Below are 16681 nucleotides of genomic sequence, written 5' to 3' on the forward strand. Positions count from 1 at the left end.
ATACCCTACAATCGCGATTAAGTACTGCTCAATCGCGACAAGCACAATAAGGAAGAGATCATGGTTGACAAGAAATTATCAGGCGCAGGATTACGCGGTCAGAGTGCTGGCGAAACTAAATTATGTACTGTGGGTAAATCAGGTTCAGGTCTGACTTATTGCGGTTACGATGTATCAGATTTAGCCGATAATGCGACCTTTGAAGAAGTCGCATATTTGTTATTTAATGGTGAATTGCCGACTCAAGCACAATTAAGTGCTTATAAAGCCGAATTGAAAGCGCAGCGTGATTTACCCGCTGCCCTTAAAGCCGTATTAAAACTGATCCCTGCTGATGCACATCCGATGGACGTGATGCGAACAGGTTGCTCGTTTTTAGGTAACCTTGAACCAGAAGTTGATTTTACTCAGCAACATAAGGCCTCGAACCGCTTGCTTGCCGCGTTCCCAGCTATCATGTGTTATTGGTACTGTTACAGCCATGACGGTGTTGAAATTGATTGCACTACAGATGAAGACTCTCTTGGTGGCCATTTCCTTAAGTTACTTCGTGGTGAAACGCCGTCAGAGCAACATCGCCGTGTAATGGATGTGTCGTTGATTCTTTATGCAGAGCATGAGTTTAACGCATCTACCTTTACTGCGCGCGTATGTGCATCAACCTTATCAGATATGTATTCGTGTGTGACTGGCGCGATTGGTTCATTACGCGGCCCGCTGCACGGTGGTGCTAACGAAGCGGCGATGGAGATGATCCAAAAATTTAGCTCGCCTGCCGACGCTAAAGTGCAAATGGCCTTGATGCTTGAACGCAAAGAAAAAATCATGGGCTTTGGTCATGCTATTTATAGCGTGTCAGATCCACGTAATGTGATCATTAAAGCATGGTCTGAAAAATTGGCTCATGAAAACGGTGATACATCTTTATATGACATTTCTGTCGCCTGTGAAGAGTTTATGTGGGACACCAAAAAGCTATTTTGTAATGCCGATTTCTTCCATGCTTCTGCTTATCATTTTATGGGTATTCCAACTAAGTTATTTACGCCAATCTTTGTTTGTTCACGTTTAACAGGTTGGGCGGCACACGTAATGGAACAGCGTTCGAACAATCGCATTATTCGTCCAAGTGCTGATTATGTTGGTAGTGAGCCACGTAAAGTGGTTGCTATCAGCCAACGTTAATCTGATTAGCCGAGTATCAATATGATGGCTCGGCTTTTTTCAATTAACGCATATCAAATGCGGTGATGTCTTAACTTAGCTGATATCAACAACCGCTCACCGATCACCAAATTTACTGTGGGTCTTACTATGAATACTGATTATCGTAAACCTTTACCCGGCACAACTTTAGACTACTTTGATACCGAAGAAGCCGTTGATGCCATTGAGGCGGGCGCTTATGCCAAACTGCCTTATTGTTCTCGCGTGTTTGCCGAGAACTTAGTGCGTCGCTGTGCGCCAGAGACGTTGACTGATTCGTTAAAACAGCTGATTGAGCGTAAAAATGACCTCGACTTTCCGTGGTATCCCGCTCGCGTGGTGTGTCACGATATTTTAGGTCAAACCGCTTTAGTTGATTTAGCCGGTTTACGTGATGCCATTGCAGAAAAAGGCGGTGACCCATCAAAGGTTAACCCTGTTGTACCGACTCAATTGATTGTCGATCATTCGTTAGCGGTAGAACATGCCGGCTTTGATAAAGACGCGTTTGAGAAAAACCGCTCAATTGAAGACCGTCGTAATGAAGACCGTTTTCATTTTATCAACTGGACTAAAACGGCGTTTAAAAATGTTGATGTTATCCAACCGGGTAACGGCATCATGCATCAAATTAACTTAGAACGTATGTCGCCAGTGGTGCATGCTCAAAATGGTGTGGCGTTCCCTGATACCCTAGTCGGCACCGACAGCCATACACCTCATGTAGATGCGTTAGGTGTTATAGCCATTGGCGTAGGTGGTTTAGAAGCGGAAAGCGTGATGCTCGGCCGTGCATCTTACATGCGTTTACCGGAAATTGTTGGTGTTGAAATTACCGGTAAACCACAACCAGGCATTACCGCTACCGATATTGTATTAGCTTTAACCGAATACTTACGGGCGCAAAAAGTCGTGTCATCGTATCTTGAGTTTTATGGTGAAGGTACCACCCATTTAACCTTGGGCGATCGCGCCACCATTACCAACATGACACCTGAATACGGTGCCACCGCGGCGATGTTTTATATCGATAAGCAAACCATTGATTATTTGACATTAACCGGTCGTGAAGACGCACAAGTTAAATTAGTCGAAACCTACGCCAAACAAGCCGGCTTATGGGCTGATACCTTAACGAATGCTGTGTATGAGCGTGTTCTGCACTTTGATTTGTCATCGGTTGGCCGTAACATTGCCGGTCCTTCAAATCCGCATTCTCGGGTTCCAACCTCTGAGCTTGCTGCTCGCGGCATTAGCGGCGTAGTTGAAAACGAGCCAGGTAAAATGCCCGATGGTGCCGTGATTATTGCCGCCATTACTAGCTGTACTAACACCAGCAACCCTCGCAATATGATTGCCGCGGGGTTATTAGCACGAAATGCCAATGCACGTGGTTTATTACGTAAACCTTGGGTGAAATCATCGCTTGCGCCTGGCTCTAAAGCGGTGCAGTTATATTTAGAAGAAGCGGGCTTGTTACCTGAGCTCGAAAACTTAGGTTTTGGCATTGTCGGCTTTGCCTGTACCACTTGTAACGGCATGAGTGGCGCACTCGATCCGGTTATTCAACAAGAAGTGATTGATCGTGATTTATACGCAACGGCTGTGTTATCGGGTAATCGCAATTTCGATGGACGTATTCACCCATACGCTAAACAAGCATTTTTAGCCTCACCGCCATTAGTGATAGCTTACGCGATTGCCGGTACCATTCGTTTTGATATTGAAAAAGATATCTTAGGTATTGATAACCAAGGTCAAGCGGTCACATTAAAAGATATTTGGCCTACCGACGAAGAAATCGATGCGGTTGTTAAAGCTAGCGTTAAACCTGAACAGTTCCGTAAAGTGTACGAGCCGATGTTTGACATCAAAGTAGAATATGGCAGTCACGTTAATCCACAATATGAATGGCGTCCACAAAGCACTTATATTCGTCGTCCACCTTATTGGGATGGAGCCTTAGCGGGTGAGCGTTCGATGCAAGGTATGCGCGCATTAGCGGTATTGGGCGACAACATCACCACAGATCATTTATCGCCATCAAACGCGATTATGCTCGACAGTGCAGCAGGCGCCTATTTACATAAAATGGGTTTACCGGAAGAAGACTTTAACTCTTATGCCACTCACCGAGGCGATCACTTAACCGCCCAGCGTGCGACATTTGCCAATCCAAAACTGTTTAACGAAATGGTGCAGGAAAACGGCAAAGTGAAACAAGGATCGCTGGCGCGTTTAGAGCCAGAAGGCAAAGTCACTCGCATGTGGGAAGCCATTGAAACCTATATGGAGCGTAAACAGCCACTGATTATTATTGCTGGTGCTGATTATGGCCAAGGGTCATCTCGTGACTGGGCAGCAAAAGGCGTGCGCCTTGCGGGTGTTGAAGTGATTGTTGCTGAAGGTTTTGAGCGTATTCACCGTACCAACTTAGTCGGTATGGGCGTGTTACCGCTTGAATTCACAGCAGGTCATAACCGTCATACTTATCAGATTGATGGCACAGAAACCTATGATGTGGTTGGCGAGCGTAAGCCGGGTGCTATGTTAGATGTGATCATGACGCGTAAAAACGGTGAGCAAGTGACGATTGCGGTGAAGTGTCGTGTCGACACGGCTGAAGAACTGTCGATTTATGAAGCTGGCGGTGTATTACAACGTTTTGCGCAAGACTTTTTAGCCAATGAAGTGGCTAACTAGCCTCATATTCGTCTAGCTTAATCGGTAGTTTATAACGCATAAGCTACCGATTTTTATGTTTTATAATAGGATGAAGTTATGGCACATTTACCACAAATAAAGATCCCCGCAACCTATATGCGTGGCGGCACCAGTAAAGGTGTGTTTTTCAGCTTAACTGACTTGCCAGCAGCGGCCCAAGTAGCGGGTGCAGCGCGTGATGCATTGTTGCTGCGCGTGATTGGCAGCCCTGATCCTTACGGTAAACAAACCGATGGTATGGGCGGTGCAACCTCTAGCACCAGTAAAACGGTAATCTTATCTAAAAGTACTCAAGCCGATCACGATGTTGATTATCTATTTGGCCAAGTGGCTATTGATAAACCGTTTGTCGATTGGAGTGGTAACTGCGGTAATTTAACCGCAGCAGTTGGCTCATTTGCAATCAGCAACGGTTTAATTGATCCCAGCCGAGTGCCACACAATGGCACAGCTGTTGTGCGGATTTGGCAAGCCAATATTCATAAAACCATTATTGCCCATGTGCCGATAACCAATGGTGAAGTGCAGGAAACGGGCGATTTTGAACTGGACGGAGTGACATTTCCTGCCGCTGAAGTTCAAGTTGAGTTTTTAGACCCCGCAGATGGTGAAGGCGCTATGTTCCCAACGGGTAATGTGGTCGATGAACTTGAGGTACCTGGTGTGGGAACGTTTAAAGCCACCATGATTAATGCCGGTATTCCTACCATTTTCATCAATGCTGCTGACATTAATTATCTTGGCACTGAACTACAAGATGACATTAATAATGATGATAAAGCCTTAGCCATGTTTGAAACTATTCGAGCTTATGGTGCTGTTAAAATGGGGTTAATTAACCATATTGAAGAAGCCGCTGCTCGTCAACATACCCCCAAAGTCGCCTTTGTTGCACCGCATGCTGAGTATGTTTCTTCCAGCGGTAAAACCGTGACCACAGATGATATTGATTTAGTTGTACGTGCGTTGTCTATGGGGAAATTACATCACGCTATGATGGGTACTGCTGCTGTTGCAATTGGTACGGCTGCGGCAATTCCTGGCACCTTAGTTAATTTAGCTGCTGGCGGTGGCGAAAGAACCGCAGTCCGTTTTGGTCACCCTTCAGGCACGCTCAGAGTCGGGGCACAAGCGCAGTTGCTTGATGGGCAGTGGCAGGTTAAAAAAGCCATAATGAGCCGCAGTGCTCGAGTATTAATGGAAGGTAATGTAAGAATACCGCAATAGCCAATATGACTATGTTTTGTGTCAAATAGAAAAAGCCTTGGTCATGCCAAGGCTTTTTTGTCGATTATTTAGCCTGTAAGATTAAGCTAATATCGTTTGCAGACATAAAAATTTAACAATTAAATTATAGACTTAATATGTTACTTTGTTATCGGTATAAAATGTGATGACCGTCAAAAACGCTTGATCCTACAGTTAAAGTAGTATGTTATATGCTGAATTTACGACAACGATAAGTATTGTTAGCCTGACTAGATACTATTTTGGCGCCGTGAATTAACAAGATTCAGACTTCGATTACTCGTCAACATCTGAATAACTTTTGGGTTAGGTTATAAAATATTAAGCCTGATGGATATTACAGTTCACGTATGATCGTGAAGCGCATTGCATAGATGTTATCTTGTGGTGTATCGAAAAAGAAGGAAACAAATATGGTTGAACACATTACAGGCATGCTGGCATTAATCGGTGTGTTGTCGCTTTTGTGTCAATGGATAGGTTGGAAATTACGTCTGCCAGCAATTTTACCACTGTTGTTGTGTGGTCTATTACTCGGGCCCGGATTAGGCATATTAGATCCAGATGAAATTTTTGGCGATTTATTGTTTCCTATCATTTCCCTCGGTGTTGCTGTCATCTTGTTTGAAGGTGCATTAACACTTAACTTTAAAGAAATTAAAGAACACGGACGAATGGTGACGCATCTCGTGACCATTGGCGCTTTCATTACTTGGGCGTGTATTGCCCCAGCAGCACATTATCTGCTCGGTTTTGATTGGGCAATAGCCATGTTGTTTGGTGCATTGGTGGTCGTGACAGGACCAACCGTTATTGTGCCTATGTTGCGTACCGTGCAACCCAAATCCAATTTAGCCAGCATTTTGCGTTGGGAAGGTATTGTTATTGATCCCATTGGCGCTCTATTGGCCGTACTGGTGTTTGAGTATATTGCCGTGGCTGCCGATCCCACCACTCATGTATTAAATGCCTTAGGCCTGACCTTACTCCTTGGTTTTGGTTTAGGCGCAGCAGCAGGGTATTTAACCGGTCTGGCGATACGTAAGAACTTGTTTCCACATTATTTACGTAATACCGCAGTACTTACCATTATGCTGGGTATCTTTGTTGGTTCAAATATTATTCAGGAAGAGTCTGGTCTATTAACTGTGACCGTAATGGGTATTTGGCTCGCCAATATGCGCGGGGTTGATATTGCTGACATTCTCGAATTTAAAGAGACCCTTACAGTACTGTTAATTTCGGCATTATTTATCCTACTGGCGGCGCGTCTTGATTCTGGTGCTATGCTCGACCTTGGTTTCGGTGGCCTTGGCGTGTTGTTGGTGGTGATGTTTATTGCACGGCCATTGAGTATATGGGTTTCAGGTTTAGGCACGAATTTATCATCTAATGACAAGTGGTTTTTAAGCTGGGTTGCCCCTCGCGGTATCGTTGCGGCAGCGATTTCATCCTTGTTTGCGATAAAATTAGAGTCAGTGGGTTTAGAAGGGGCCAGTTCAATCGTGCCGCTAGTGTTCTTAATCATTATCGGCACTGTGGTTATTCAGAGTTTAACCGCGGGCCGTTGGGCTAAGTTTTTAGGGGTAAAAGAAGGTTCTAACCAAGGCTTATTAATCTTTGGTGCATCTAAGTTTTCCCGTGAATTGGCATCAATTTTAATGTCTAAAAATATCAAAGTTATTTTAGCTGATAACAACTGGGATAGTATTCGCCAAGCTCGAATGGAAAACATTCCTGTGTATTTTGGTAATCCGGCATCGGAGCATGCTTCAAATTACATGGATTTAAGCGGTATTGGCCGAGTATTAGTGATGTCGCCATATCGTCAGTTAAATCCTTTAGTGACATTTCATTTTCAAGATTTAATGGGCACTGAAAAAGTATATGGTTTAAACAATGCCGACAGCGCTAGTGCGCGTCATCAGCTATCTGAATCTTATCTAAAGCGTTTATGTTTATTTGGTGAGAATATTTCTTACGCTAAAATTGCTACGTTAATGGCAAAAGGTGCGGTACTCAAAATTACCAACATTACTGAAAACTTTACCTTTGAGCATTTTAAAAAACGCTATGGTGAAACCGCTTTGCCGCTGGTTTATTTAACCAAAGAAGGTAAGGTTAAAGTGCTATCCGGTGTTGAAGCTATTGTGTTGCCAGTGGGCATAGAGCTTATTAGTTTATTACCACAAGAGGCGCAAGATCAGGCGGTTATTCAACGTGCATTAGACGATGAAGCTGATCGCCAAGCGAAAGCTCTAGCAGAGGCAGAAGCCAAAGCTGCAGCTGAAGCAAGAGCTATTCGAGAAGCGCAAGAAGCTGAGCAACGTGCCATTGAAAAAGCCCGCCGTAAAGAGGAAGAACTTGCACTGTTTGAAGAACAGGAAAAAGCGCGCTTATTAGCCGAGGAGGAGGCGACACTGATTAAGCAAGAAACCTCTGAATTGGCGAAAGAGCTGGCTGCAAATGAGAAAGCCAAAGCTGCCATGGCATCGGCCTCTACAGACAAAGAGCCGCAATCGACTGACACTATATCTGAAGAAAAATCAGATCCTAAAACTCTTTAAGCCTCAGCGTTATTTGAGTCGTCATTGAGTTAATCGTAAATACGAAAAAGGCTTAGCAATTAAATGCTAAGCCTTTTTATTGTCTACTGAGTGATACAGGCTAATGTCGATTAAGGCCTGTTAACTCAATCCACTATTGAGCAAGAGTGTCTAACACAACTTGGTGATGATCTTTGGTTTTAAACTTATTGAGTAAATGGCTAATTTTGCCATCAGTACCAACGATAAAACTCAAACGGTGAATCCCGTCATAAATTTTACCCATAAATTGCTTTTCGCCCCATACTCCAAAGGCGTCGGCAACGGCATGGTCTTCATCACTTAGCAGAGTAAAGTTGAGCGCTTGCTTTTCAGCAAATTTGGCCAGTTTCGCCACAGGATCAGGACTAATACCAAAAACAGTTACATTTAAGCCATCAAGTTGTGCTTTGATATCGCGCAGACCTTGAGCTTGTACTGTGCAACCTGGCGTTGCCGCTTTAGGATAGAAATAGACTAAGACAGGGCCTTTGGTGAGTGCGTCTTGCAAAGATATGGTTTCGCCAGCTTGATTTTGTAATGAAAATTTTGGTGCTGTATCACCAACTTGTAGTGTGTTCATCATGTTTCCTTTAGCGGATAAAAGTGAGTTTATTACGTCAATGTCAGTAACAAAGTTCACTACTATCTGATGTGAATATTGGATTAAGGTGCAGCAATGCCCTGCATACGCTTAATGCTGCACTCTAACGACATCGATTCTGCCAGTTCATGAATACCCTGTTCAAGTTTTAATAGGTCGACTTTTTCTGGAATATTAATGGCTAATAAAATCGACTGGGTTTTAAGACTATCGTTATCATCAGCGTGGGAGCGGACGGCCGCTAAATCGAGGCCTCTTTCTGCTAAAAACTGAGTAATACTCTTCATGGTTCCACGTTGGTCTTCGCCATTAAAAATGACTTCAATACGTGAGACAAAGTTTTTCGGCGTATGTTTTGATGTTCGTTTCATGACGGTCATGAGTTCAAGTTCAACACTCAATGCCGGTAACAAGCTTTCAATTTTTGTTATCGCTGTCCAAGAGCCCGATATCATCATAATTAGGGTAAATTCATTACCAAATAATGCCATACGACTATCTACAATATCGCAATCACATTCACTTGCTAAACGTGCTAGGCGACTCACTAACCCAGGACGGTCTGCGCCCATTGCCGTAACGACCAGGTAATTGGTCATGGATTTTCCTCACTTGTCGATATCTTTGAGCGAAAACTTACGCTAAGCATGTAAGTTTTGGTGCGGGTGTTTATGTTATCATTTTTCATTAAAACACCTCAATATACTAACCTATATCACTCACATAAATATGATTATTTTTTAGCGCAATGGCTCTAAAGATGCTAGGTTACGTGCATTAAATAGCATAAATGACTTATTTCAGTTTATGGTTACCGAAGAGCTTGTCATTAGTTGTTGGCATCAGTAACATAGCGAATCCTGAAACCGTGGGGAAGATAGATGATAAACGGAAGCATCGTAGCCTTAATCACTCCAATGAACAGTGATGGCACAGTAGATTATGCAAGTCTTGAACGACTTGTTGAGTTTCATATTGAACAAGGTACTGATGCCATTGTCGCGGTCGGTACTACTGGTGAGTCAGCAACATTGCCTATGGCAGAGCACGCCGCTGTTGTCAGCCAAACTGTTAAGTTTGCCGCAGGTCGTATCGCCGTTATTGGTGGTAATGGCGCCAATGCAACGGCTGAAGCTATTGACTTAACCAAAGCCATGCAAAAATCAGGTGTTGTCGCCATGTTGGGTGTCACGCCTTATTATAATAAGCCAACGCCTAAGGGCTTAATTGCCCATTATACGGCCGTTGCGGCAAGTACTGATATTCCTCAAATTCTATATAACGTACCAGGTCGAACTGCAGTTGATATGAAGCCTGAAACTGTGGCTGAGTTATCAAGTGTCAGTAACATTATTGGTGTAAAAGAAGCCACTGGTGACTTGAGCCGTGTGGCACGTTTACGTGAATTGTGTGGTGATGACTTTTTACTTTATAGCGGCGATGATGCCACTGCCCGCGAGTTTTTATTGTTGGGTGGTAATGGTGTGATTTCCGTAGCAAATAATATTGTTCCACATGCGTTTAAAGCCATGTGTGATGCTGCGTTAGCCAAGAATACACAATTAGCTGAATCAATCGATAAACCACTCATGGGCATCTATAGCTCGTTATTTTGTGAAGCCAACCCTATCCCAGTGAAATGGGCTGTTCATAGAATGGGTTTGATTGCTAATGGCCACATTCGTTTACCTTTAACTGAACTTTCTGAGCAGTTTCATGGTCTGTTAATAGAAACAATGAAACAAGCTCATATTGAGGTAAAATAAATTCATGTTAAAGAAAGTCACTCCGTTACTCCTTGTTGCAGCTGTTTCAGCTTGCTCTACGCCATTAGACCGCCGTCAGGCAAATGGTAATGATGATTTCATTAATGCTGAAACTGCACCATTATTGACTATCCCACAAGGGCTAAATACGCCAACTTATAGCAAGGAATATGATATTCCTGCGGTAAGTAACAAGGTCAATAAACAACTCGTTGGTAAAAATCTTGATATCCGTGCGCCATTACAAGTGTTACCTATGGCCGAAGGTACTCATATCGAAGAAAGCAGTGACAATATTCGTGTTGTGATTGAATCGATTGAAAGCACCACAGATTTAAAACAAGAAATTTATGACGTTATCAACGGTTATCTAGCGAAGAGCAATATCCCTGTTCGTAGTGAAGATATGAATGCCGGTTTTATTGAAACAGATTGGATTGAAAATGATGAAATCATTGAGTCTAATTGGTGGAGCAGTGACAAAGTGTATCAACTGCGTCAGCGTTACCGTTTTCAAATAGACGTAAAACCCCACGGTCGTTCAGGTACTGTAGCGATAGATTTAATTGAACACCAAGAGTTCTATGACGATAAAGATCAGCAAATCTTATTAAGCGGTGAAGATAAGCGTCGTTATACCACTGACATGCTTAATAATGCTATTGCTTACATGAGCATCAAACGTGATCAAGCGATTCGTGCTGCACGAATTGAGCAAAGCCTTGGGATTAAGGTCGACTTAGTCACAAATACTGACGAAGCGGCTTATTGGTTAGCTGACGCAAGTTACAAGTCAGTATGGGATCGTTTGCGTTTAGTATTACCGGAAATGGGTTTTGATGTTGTTGATACCGATAACAGCCAAGGTTTGTTTTATATTAATCTAGAAGAAAGTGGTGGTTTCTGGAGCTCGTTGTGGAGCGAAGAGAAATTAACACTGAAAAAAGGCAATTATCGTTTATTGCTTAAAGAAACAGATGATGTCAATCAGACTAAAATTTTACTTCGTGATGCAGAAGATAAACCTCTTCCTGATGAGTCTATTACTGAAGTGTACAAAATTATCTCTGACTTAATGCAAGAAGACCGAAAAGTTCGTTAAGTTTCATGCATAGCTTGGACTAAAAAAGAGACGCTTAAAGCGTCTCTTTTTTTTGCTCTTCACAAGCCCTCAATACCATTTTTTGTCCAGGCGTTGGCAAGTTGTTAATTGTTGTTTTGACAGTTAACGCAGCAAATTTGCAAATTTGAGCCCGATCACTGGCGTCATGATGTTAAGCAATTTGTCACAGCATGTGTCGACAATCAGGCTGTAATACTTTTTTTTACTCAAATACTGCCTAAAATATTCATAAAGCGCTTAAACCTTGGTTAAAACAGCCAATTAAGTGAATATGGATAGGATATGATCTAATTGTTGGATATGTTCGTAATTTGTAAGCAAAAGTAAAACGACTTGATGTCGAATCATTGCTAAGTACAATCACATAAGCTCATTAATCCTATACATAATTCATTTAGCCTTTAATGGTTTTGGACTCAAAATGAAAAAGATAATCGTACTGATCGTCATAGTGCTAGCGGCACTGTTGGCGTACAACTTAATGTCTCCTGAAGAAGCTATTGCTCAACGCCCACGGCCTATACCTAATGTGGTGGTTGCTAAAGTGGCGATTATGCCTATTCGTGATGAAGTAGAAGCTTTGGGTACTGGTAAAGCGTACGAGTCTATTATCGTGACATCCAAAGTTACTGAAATTGTCACTAAGATTGATTTTAATGACGGTGATTTGGTCGAAAAAGGTGCACTGCTCGTGCAGCTCAGAAACGAGGAACATAAAGCCAAGCTGGCCGTAACCGAAATCAAGCTAGTTGAAAATTTACGTGAATTAGATCGTATCCGCTCATTGGTCACCAGTAAAACCATTGCCGAGTTAGAGCGTGACCGTTTACAAAGTTTAATTGATACCACTCGTGCAGAAGTGCAACAGGCAAAAGCGGCCCTAGAAGACCGTGCAATTAAAGCTCCATTTGCGGGTAAACTTGGTTTACGTCAAGTTAGTGTGGGCAGCTTAGTTACCCCAGGCGAGCAAATCAGTACTCTGGATGATGTGAGCAAAATTAAATTAGACTTTTCTGTACCAGAACGTTTCATTCAAGAATTACAGCCAGGTAAACTCGTAGAAGCCCGAGCTGTAGCTTACCCAGAGCAGATATTTAAAGGTGTTGTTACCTCAATAGACACCCGTGTTAATCCAGATACTCGCGCGGTAATCGTACGTGCTGTTATGCCAAATGATGATTATAAATTACTGCCCGGCATGTTAATGAAGGTGCGTTTAATTAAGCAAAGTCGTGAAGCATTATTGTTACCCGAAGCTGCTATTATCCCAATTCAAAACAAGCACTTCGTTTATTTCGTTAATGCAGAAAACAAAGTAGAACAAATTGAAGTAACTTTAGGTACACGTTCCCGAGGTTGGGTTGAAATAGCTAAAGGCCTTGACGTGGGCCAACAAATTATCATTCGTGGCATTCTCAAAGTTCGTCCTGGTGATACTGTTAAAGTGCAGCAAGCCGAAAACTTCACCTTCGCTCAAGTCGAAGGAATGGAGACATCGGCATGATATTAACTGACTTATCGGTTAAAAGGCCGGTCTTAGCATCTGTAATCAGTATTTTGCTGATTGTATTGGGTCTGGTGTCTTTTGGTAAATTACCGCTGCGTGAATATCCCAATATCGATCCACCGATTGTGTCGGTGGAAACCAGTTATCGTGGTGCCAGTGCATCGGTAGTTGAAAGCCGGATTACTCAGCTGATTGAAGATCAAATTAGTGGCGTAGAAGGCATTCGTCATATCAGTTCATCCAGTAGTGATGGGCGCTCAAGTGTGACCATTGAGTTTGATATTAATCGTGATATTGAGGCCGCAACCAATGATGTGCGTGATCGCATTTCTGGTTTACTTGAAAGGCTTCCTATAGAAGCGGACGCGCCATCGATTTATAAAGCGAACGGCGGCGATGAAGTGATCATGTGGCTCAATTTGGTATCAGACCAAATGGATATTTTGCAGCTCACTGATTATGCCAACCGTTATCTAGTGGATCGTTTTTCGGTGATTGATGGCGTATCAACACTGCGTTTAGGTGGCGGTAAGGTATATGCCTTACGGATCTGGATTGACCGTCAAGCATTAGCCTCACGTAACTTAACGGTATCAGACGTTGAAGCAGCATTGCGGGCAGAAAACGTAGAATTACCCGCCGGTTCAATTGAATCAAAAGAACGTATTTTTACCGTGCGTTTAGACAGAGTATTCAAAACCGCGGAAGATTTTTCAAACTTGGTGATAACCCAAGGTGAGGATGGCTACTTAGTTAAACTTGGCGATGTAGCTAAGGTTGATATTGGTTCTGAAGAAGAACGGATTATGTTCCGGGGCAACAAAGAAGCAATGATTGGTTTAGGTGTCAGTAAGCAATCAACAGCCAATACTTTAGAAGTGGCGCGAGCGGCCAATGCCTTGGTCGATAAATTAAATCCAACCCTGCCAGCAGGGATGCACATTAAACGCTCCTACGACAGTTCAGTGTTCATTGAAGCTTCCATCGATGAGGTGTATCAAACCCTCTTTATCGCCATGGTGTTAGTTATTGTGGTGATTTATTTATTCTTAGGTTCGGTCAGGGCCATGCTTATTCCTGCCATTACGGTACCGGTATCTTTATTGGCTACCTTTATTGTGCTGTATGCCCTTGGTTATACCATCAATTTATTAACCTTACTGGCGATGATATTGGCGATTGGTATGGTGGTCGATGATGCCATCGTCATGCTGGAAAATATTCACAGGCGTATTGAAGATGGCGATTCACCATTGAAAGCCGCTTTTTTGGGGGCTCGTGAAGTTGCTTTTGCTGTGGTGGCGACAACTTTGGTGCTGGTTGCTGTGTTTATGCCGATCACCTTCCTCGAGGGCGATTTAGGCAAGCTGTTTAAAGAGTTTGCGGTCACCATGAGTGCTGCGGTGATTTTTTCCAGTGTTGTTGCATTAACACTGACGCCGATGATGTGTTCTAAGTTACTTAAACCGGCCGATCAAGATCCGTGGTTAGTTAAACAAGTCGATAAGATGATGAATATTTTATCTGGCTGGTATTTGACCACCCTGAAAATAGGCATGAAAAGTCCTGTTCTAGTATCGCTGGTTGTATTAATTGCCTTTGCATTTAGTGGTTTTTTACTCAATAAAGTGCCACAAGAGTTCGCGCCGCAAGAAGACCGTGGTTCCATGTTCTTGATGGTTAATGGTCCGCAAGGGGCGAGCTTTGAATATATTGAAAAATATATGGATGAAGTAGAAGGACGCTTAATGCCATTGGTTGAAAGCGGTGAAATTAAGCGTTTATTGATCCGTGCTCCACGTGGGTTTGGAGGCTCCTCTGATTTCTCCAATGGTATGGCGATTATTGTTCTTGAAGATTGGGCGGAACGTCGAAGTGCTAACGAGATCATTGTTGATATTCGCAGTCGTTTATCTGACTTAGCCGGTATAAGAGCCTTTCCTATCATGCGCCAAGCATTTGGCCGTGGTGTGGGGAAACCAGTGCAGTTTGTGATTGGTGGCCCTAGCTATGAAGAACTGGCTCAGTGGCGCGATATCATGATAGAAAAAGCCAAAGAAAATCATAAGCTCATTGGCTTAGATCATGATTATCAAGAGACTAAACCACAGTTGCGGGTAGTGATAGATCGTGAACGAGCAGCAGACTTAGGTGTGTCAATTTCTCATATTGGTAGAACACTCGAGTCGATGTTAGGTTCTCGTTTAGTGACCACCTTTATGCGCGATGGTGAAGAGTACGATGTTATTGTAGAAGGTAATCGTGAGAATCAAAGCACGGCTACCGATATGGAAAATATCTACGTGCGTTCAGATCGTTCTCAAGAATTGATCCCTTTATCTAATTTAGTATCAATTGAAGAGTTCGCCGATGCCAGTTCGTTGAACCGTTATAATCGAATGCGCTCAATTACCTTAGAAGCTAATTTGGCAGAAGATTATAGTTTAGGGGAAGCGTTAGACTACCTGAATGATTTGGCTGCAACCTATTTGCCTGCCGAAGCGGTCATAAGTTACAAAGGTCCATCACTTGACTACCAAGATTCTGGTAGCTCGATGAACTTTGTCTTTTTATTGGCGTTAGGGATTGTATTTTTGGTTTTGGCGGCTCAATTTGAGAGCTTTATTCATCCTATGGTCATTATGTTAACCGTGCCACTAGCCACCTTAGGTGCACTCGTGGGGCTTTGGTTAACAGGTCAAAGTCTGAATATATATAGCCAAATTGGTATTATTATGTTGATAGGATTAGCAGCTAAAAATGGTATTTTGATCGTTGAGTTTTCAAATCAGCTGCGCGATCGCGGAGTTGAATTTCAACAAGCCATTTTACAAGCATCAACACAACGACTCCGACCTATCCTAATGACAGGTATTACGACAGCAGCAGGTGCGATTCCGTTAGTGATGGCGTCTGGAGCAGGTGCTGAAACTCGCTTTGTTATTGGTGTTGTTGTGTTATCGGGGATTTTATTAGCAACATTCTTTACCTTGATTGTCATCCCGGTTGCATACAGCTTATTTGCCCGTAACAGTAGCTCTCCTGAAGCGGTGGCCAAACAGTTGGAAATCGAATTACAAGACGATTGATCCTCGTTTGACACGATAATAAGCACAACAAAAAGCCAGTCATTTTCATGACTGGCTTTTTGTTTACTCATCTCAGAATAATCTAGTCTATTGTAAGTTAATTCAAGGTGATTGGCAGTGCAAGCTGCTGTTTGCAAGTCGTTTTCATACTAATTTGAGGTGGCTTATTGTATTAGGTTACATTGGCTGGCGTGAACAGTTCAGTACACCTTGCCAGCATGAATATCCGCGCGGCTATAGATTAAACCCAAGTGAAGTAATATTTTGAGATTAACAATCTGTTCATCCTAACGCGGTCAAATATTGACTATTTTCCACGAAGAATAAGGCAGCTTGCGGTGGCTGTGGCCAATAGTTTACCGTCTTCGGTGGTTAAGGTTGCTTCTGCAATGCCCAGAGATGTAGACAAGTTCATTACGCTGCCTTTAGCCAATAAGCGTTGCTTTTGAGGCACAGGGCGGACCATTTTAATATTTAAATCTATGGTTGAATAACCGACACCTGCGGGTAATGCAGAGTGCACAGCACATGCTGTAGCTGAATCAAGAACCGTTGCAGCAAAACCCCCATGCACGCCGCCCATTGGGTTGAGATGGCGCTCATCAGCGAAAGCTTCAAAGGTGACACTGCCTTCGCTTACCGCAATCGCGTTCATTGGCATAGTTTGGGTGATTGAAGGGGCAGGGATGTCGCCATTAAGCATGGCTTGCATCAATTGTAATCCAGTAAGGTGTTTCATCTTAGTCCTTTAGTTATCTGAATAATTTATTACTATAAAAAAGGGTAAAGCTTACGCTTTACCCTTTTTATTTTTAGGTTTTAAACCTAG

11 protein-coding genes are annotated in these 16681 nt (G+C 42.9%); 8 read left to right on the top strand and 3 right to left on the bottom strand.

What is annotated here, in order from left to right; all coding sequences use genetic code 11:
* Positions 1-60: 60 nt before the first annotated feature.
* The 4 genes from prpC (at position 61) to H5123_RS05095 (ending at position 7745) form a co-directional block, all read left to right on the top strand.
* A complete protein-coding gene (gene prpC / locus H5123_RS05080; RefSeq protein WP_182697223.1) occupies positions 61-1185 on the top strand; it encodes a 2-methylcitrate synthase in 1125 nt (374 codons plus the stop codon).
* A 129-nt stretch (positions 1186-1314) separates the two neighbouring features.
* A complete protein-coding gene (gene acnD / locus H5123_RS05085) occupies positions 1315-3909 on the top strand; it encodes a Fe/S-dependent 2-methylisocitrate dehydratase AcnD (protein WP_182697224.1) in 2595 nt (864 codons plus the stop codon).
* Positions 3910-3987: 78 nt separating this feature from the next.
* Positions 3988-5157, top strand: a complete 1170-nt coding sequence (gene prpF / locus H5123_RS05090; RefSeq protein WP_124015007.1) for a 2-methylaconitate cis-trans isomerase PrpF — start codon at positions 3988-3990, stop codon at positions 5155-5157.
* Between the two features lie 434 nt (positions 5158-5591).
* On the top strand, positions 5592-7745 hold the full coding sequence (locus H5123_RS05095) for a sodium:proton antiporter (RefSeq protein WP_182697225.1): 2154 nt from the start codon (positions 5592-5594) through the stop codon (positions 7743-7745).
* 133 nt (positions 7746-7878) lie between these two features.
* Here H5123_RS05095 and bcp read toward each other — a convergent pair whose 3' ends face one another.
* Positions 7879-8346 carry a thioredoxin-dependent thiol peroxidase gene (gene bcp / locus H5123_RS05100; protein WP_182697226.1) on the bottom strand — a complete coding sequence of 156 codons (468 nt, stop codon included), beginning with the start codon at positions 8344-8346 and terminating at the stop codon, positions 7879-7881.
* A gap of 83 nt (positions 8347-8429) precedes the next feature.
* Positions 8430-8966, bottom strand: coding sequence for a glycine cleavage system protein R (locus tag H5123_RS05105; RefSeq protein WP_182697227.1), 537 nt, complete (start codon positions 8964-8966; stop codon positions 8430-8432).
* 282 nt (positions 8967-9248) lie between these two features.
* Here H5123_RS05105 and dapA point away from each other — a divergent pair, with 282 nt between their 5' ends.
* The 4 genes from dapA to H5123_RS05125 all read left to right on the top strand — a co-directional run bounded on the left by dapA (position 9249) and on the right by H5123_RS05125 (position 15852).
* On the top strand, positions 9249-10133 hold the full coding sequence (gene dapA, locus H5123_RS05110) for a 4-hydroxy-tetrahydrodipicolinate synthase (RefSeq protein ID WP_124015003.1): 885 nt from the start codon (positions 9249-9251) through the stop codon (positions 10131-10133).
* A 4-nt stretch (positions 10134-10137) separates the two neighbouring features.
* Positions 10138-11235, top strand: coding sequence for an outer membrane protein assembly factor BamC (gene bamC / locus H5123_RS05115; RefSeq protein ID WP_182697228.1), 1098 nt, complete (start codon positions 10138-10140; stop codon positions 11233-11235).
* Positions 11236-11677: 442 nt separating this feature from the next.
* On the top strand, positions 11678-12760 hold the full coding sequence (locus H5123_RS05120) for an efflux RND transporter periplasmic adaptor subunit (RefSeq protein ID WP_182697229.1): 1083 nt from the start codon (positions 11678-11680) through the stop codon (positions 12758-12760).
* Complete coding sequence (locus tag H5123_RS05125; RefSeq protein WP_182697230.1) at positions 12757-15852, top strand: efflux RND transporter permease subunit; 3096 nt, start codon at positions 12757-12759, stop codon at positions 15850-15852. Before H5123_RS05120 ends, H5123_RS05125 begins: the two co-directional genes overlap by 4 nt.
* Before the next feature lie 307 nt (positions 15853-16159).
* Here H5123_RS05125 and H5123_RS05130 read toward each other — a convergent pair whose 3' ends face one another.
* On the bottom strand, positions 16160-16591 hold the full coding sequence (locus H5123_RS05130; RefSeq protein WP_124014998.1) for a PaaI family thioesterase: 432 nt from the start codon (positions 16589-16591) through the stop codon (positions 16160-16162).
* Between the last annotated feature and the right edge of the window lie 90 nt (positions 16592-16681).

Origin of the sequence: Shewanella sp. SR43-4 (genome assembly GCF_014163845.1) — a bacterium.
In the GTDB taxonomy this organism is placed as follows: Bacteria; Pseudomonadota; Gammaproteobacteria; order Enterobacterales; family Shewanellaceae; genus Shewanella; species Shewanella vesiculosa.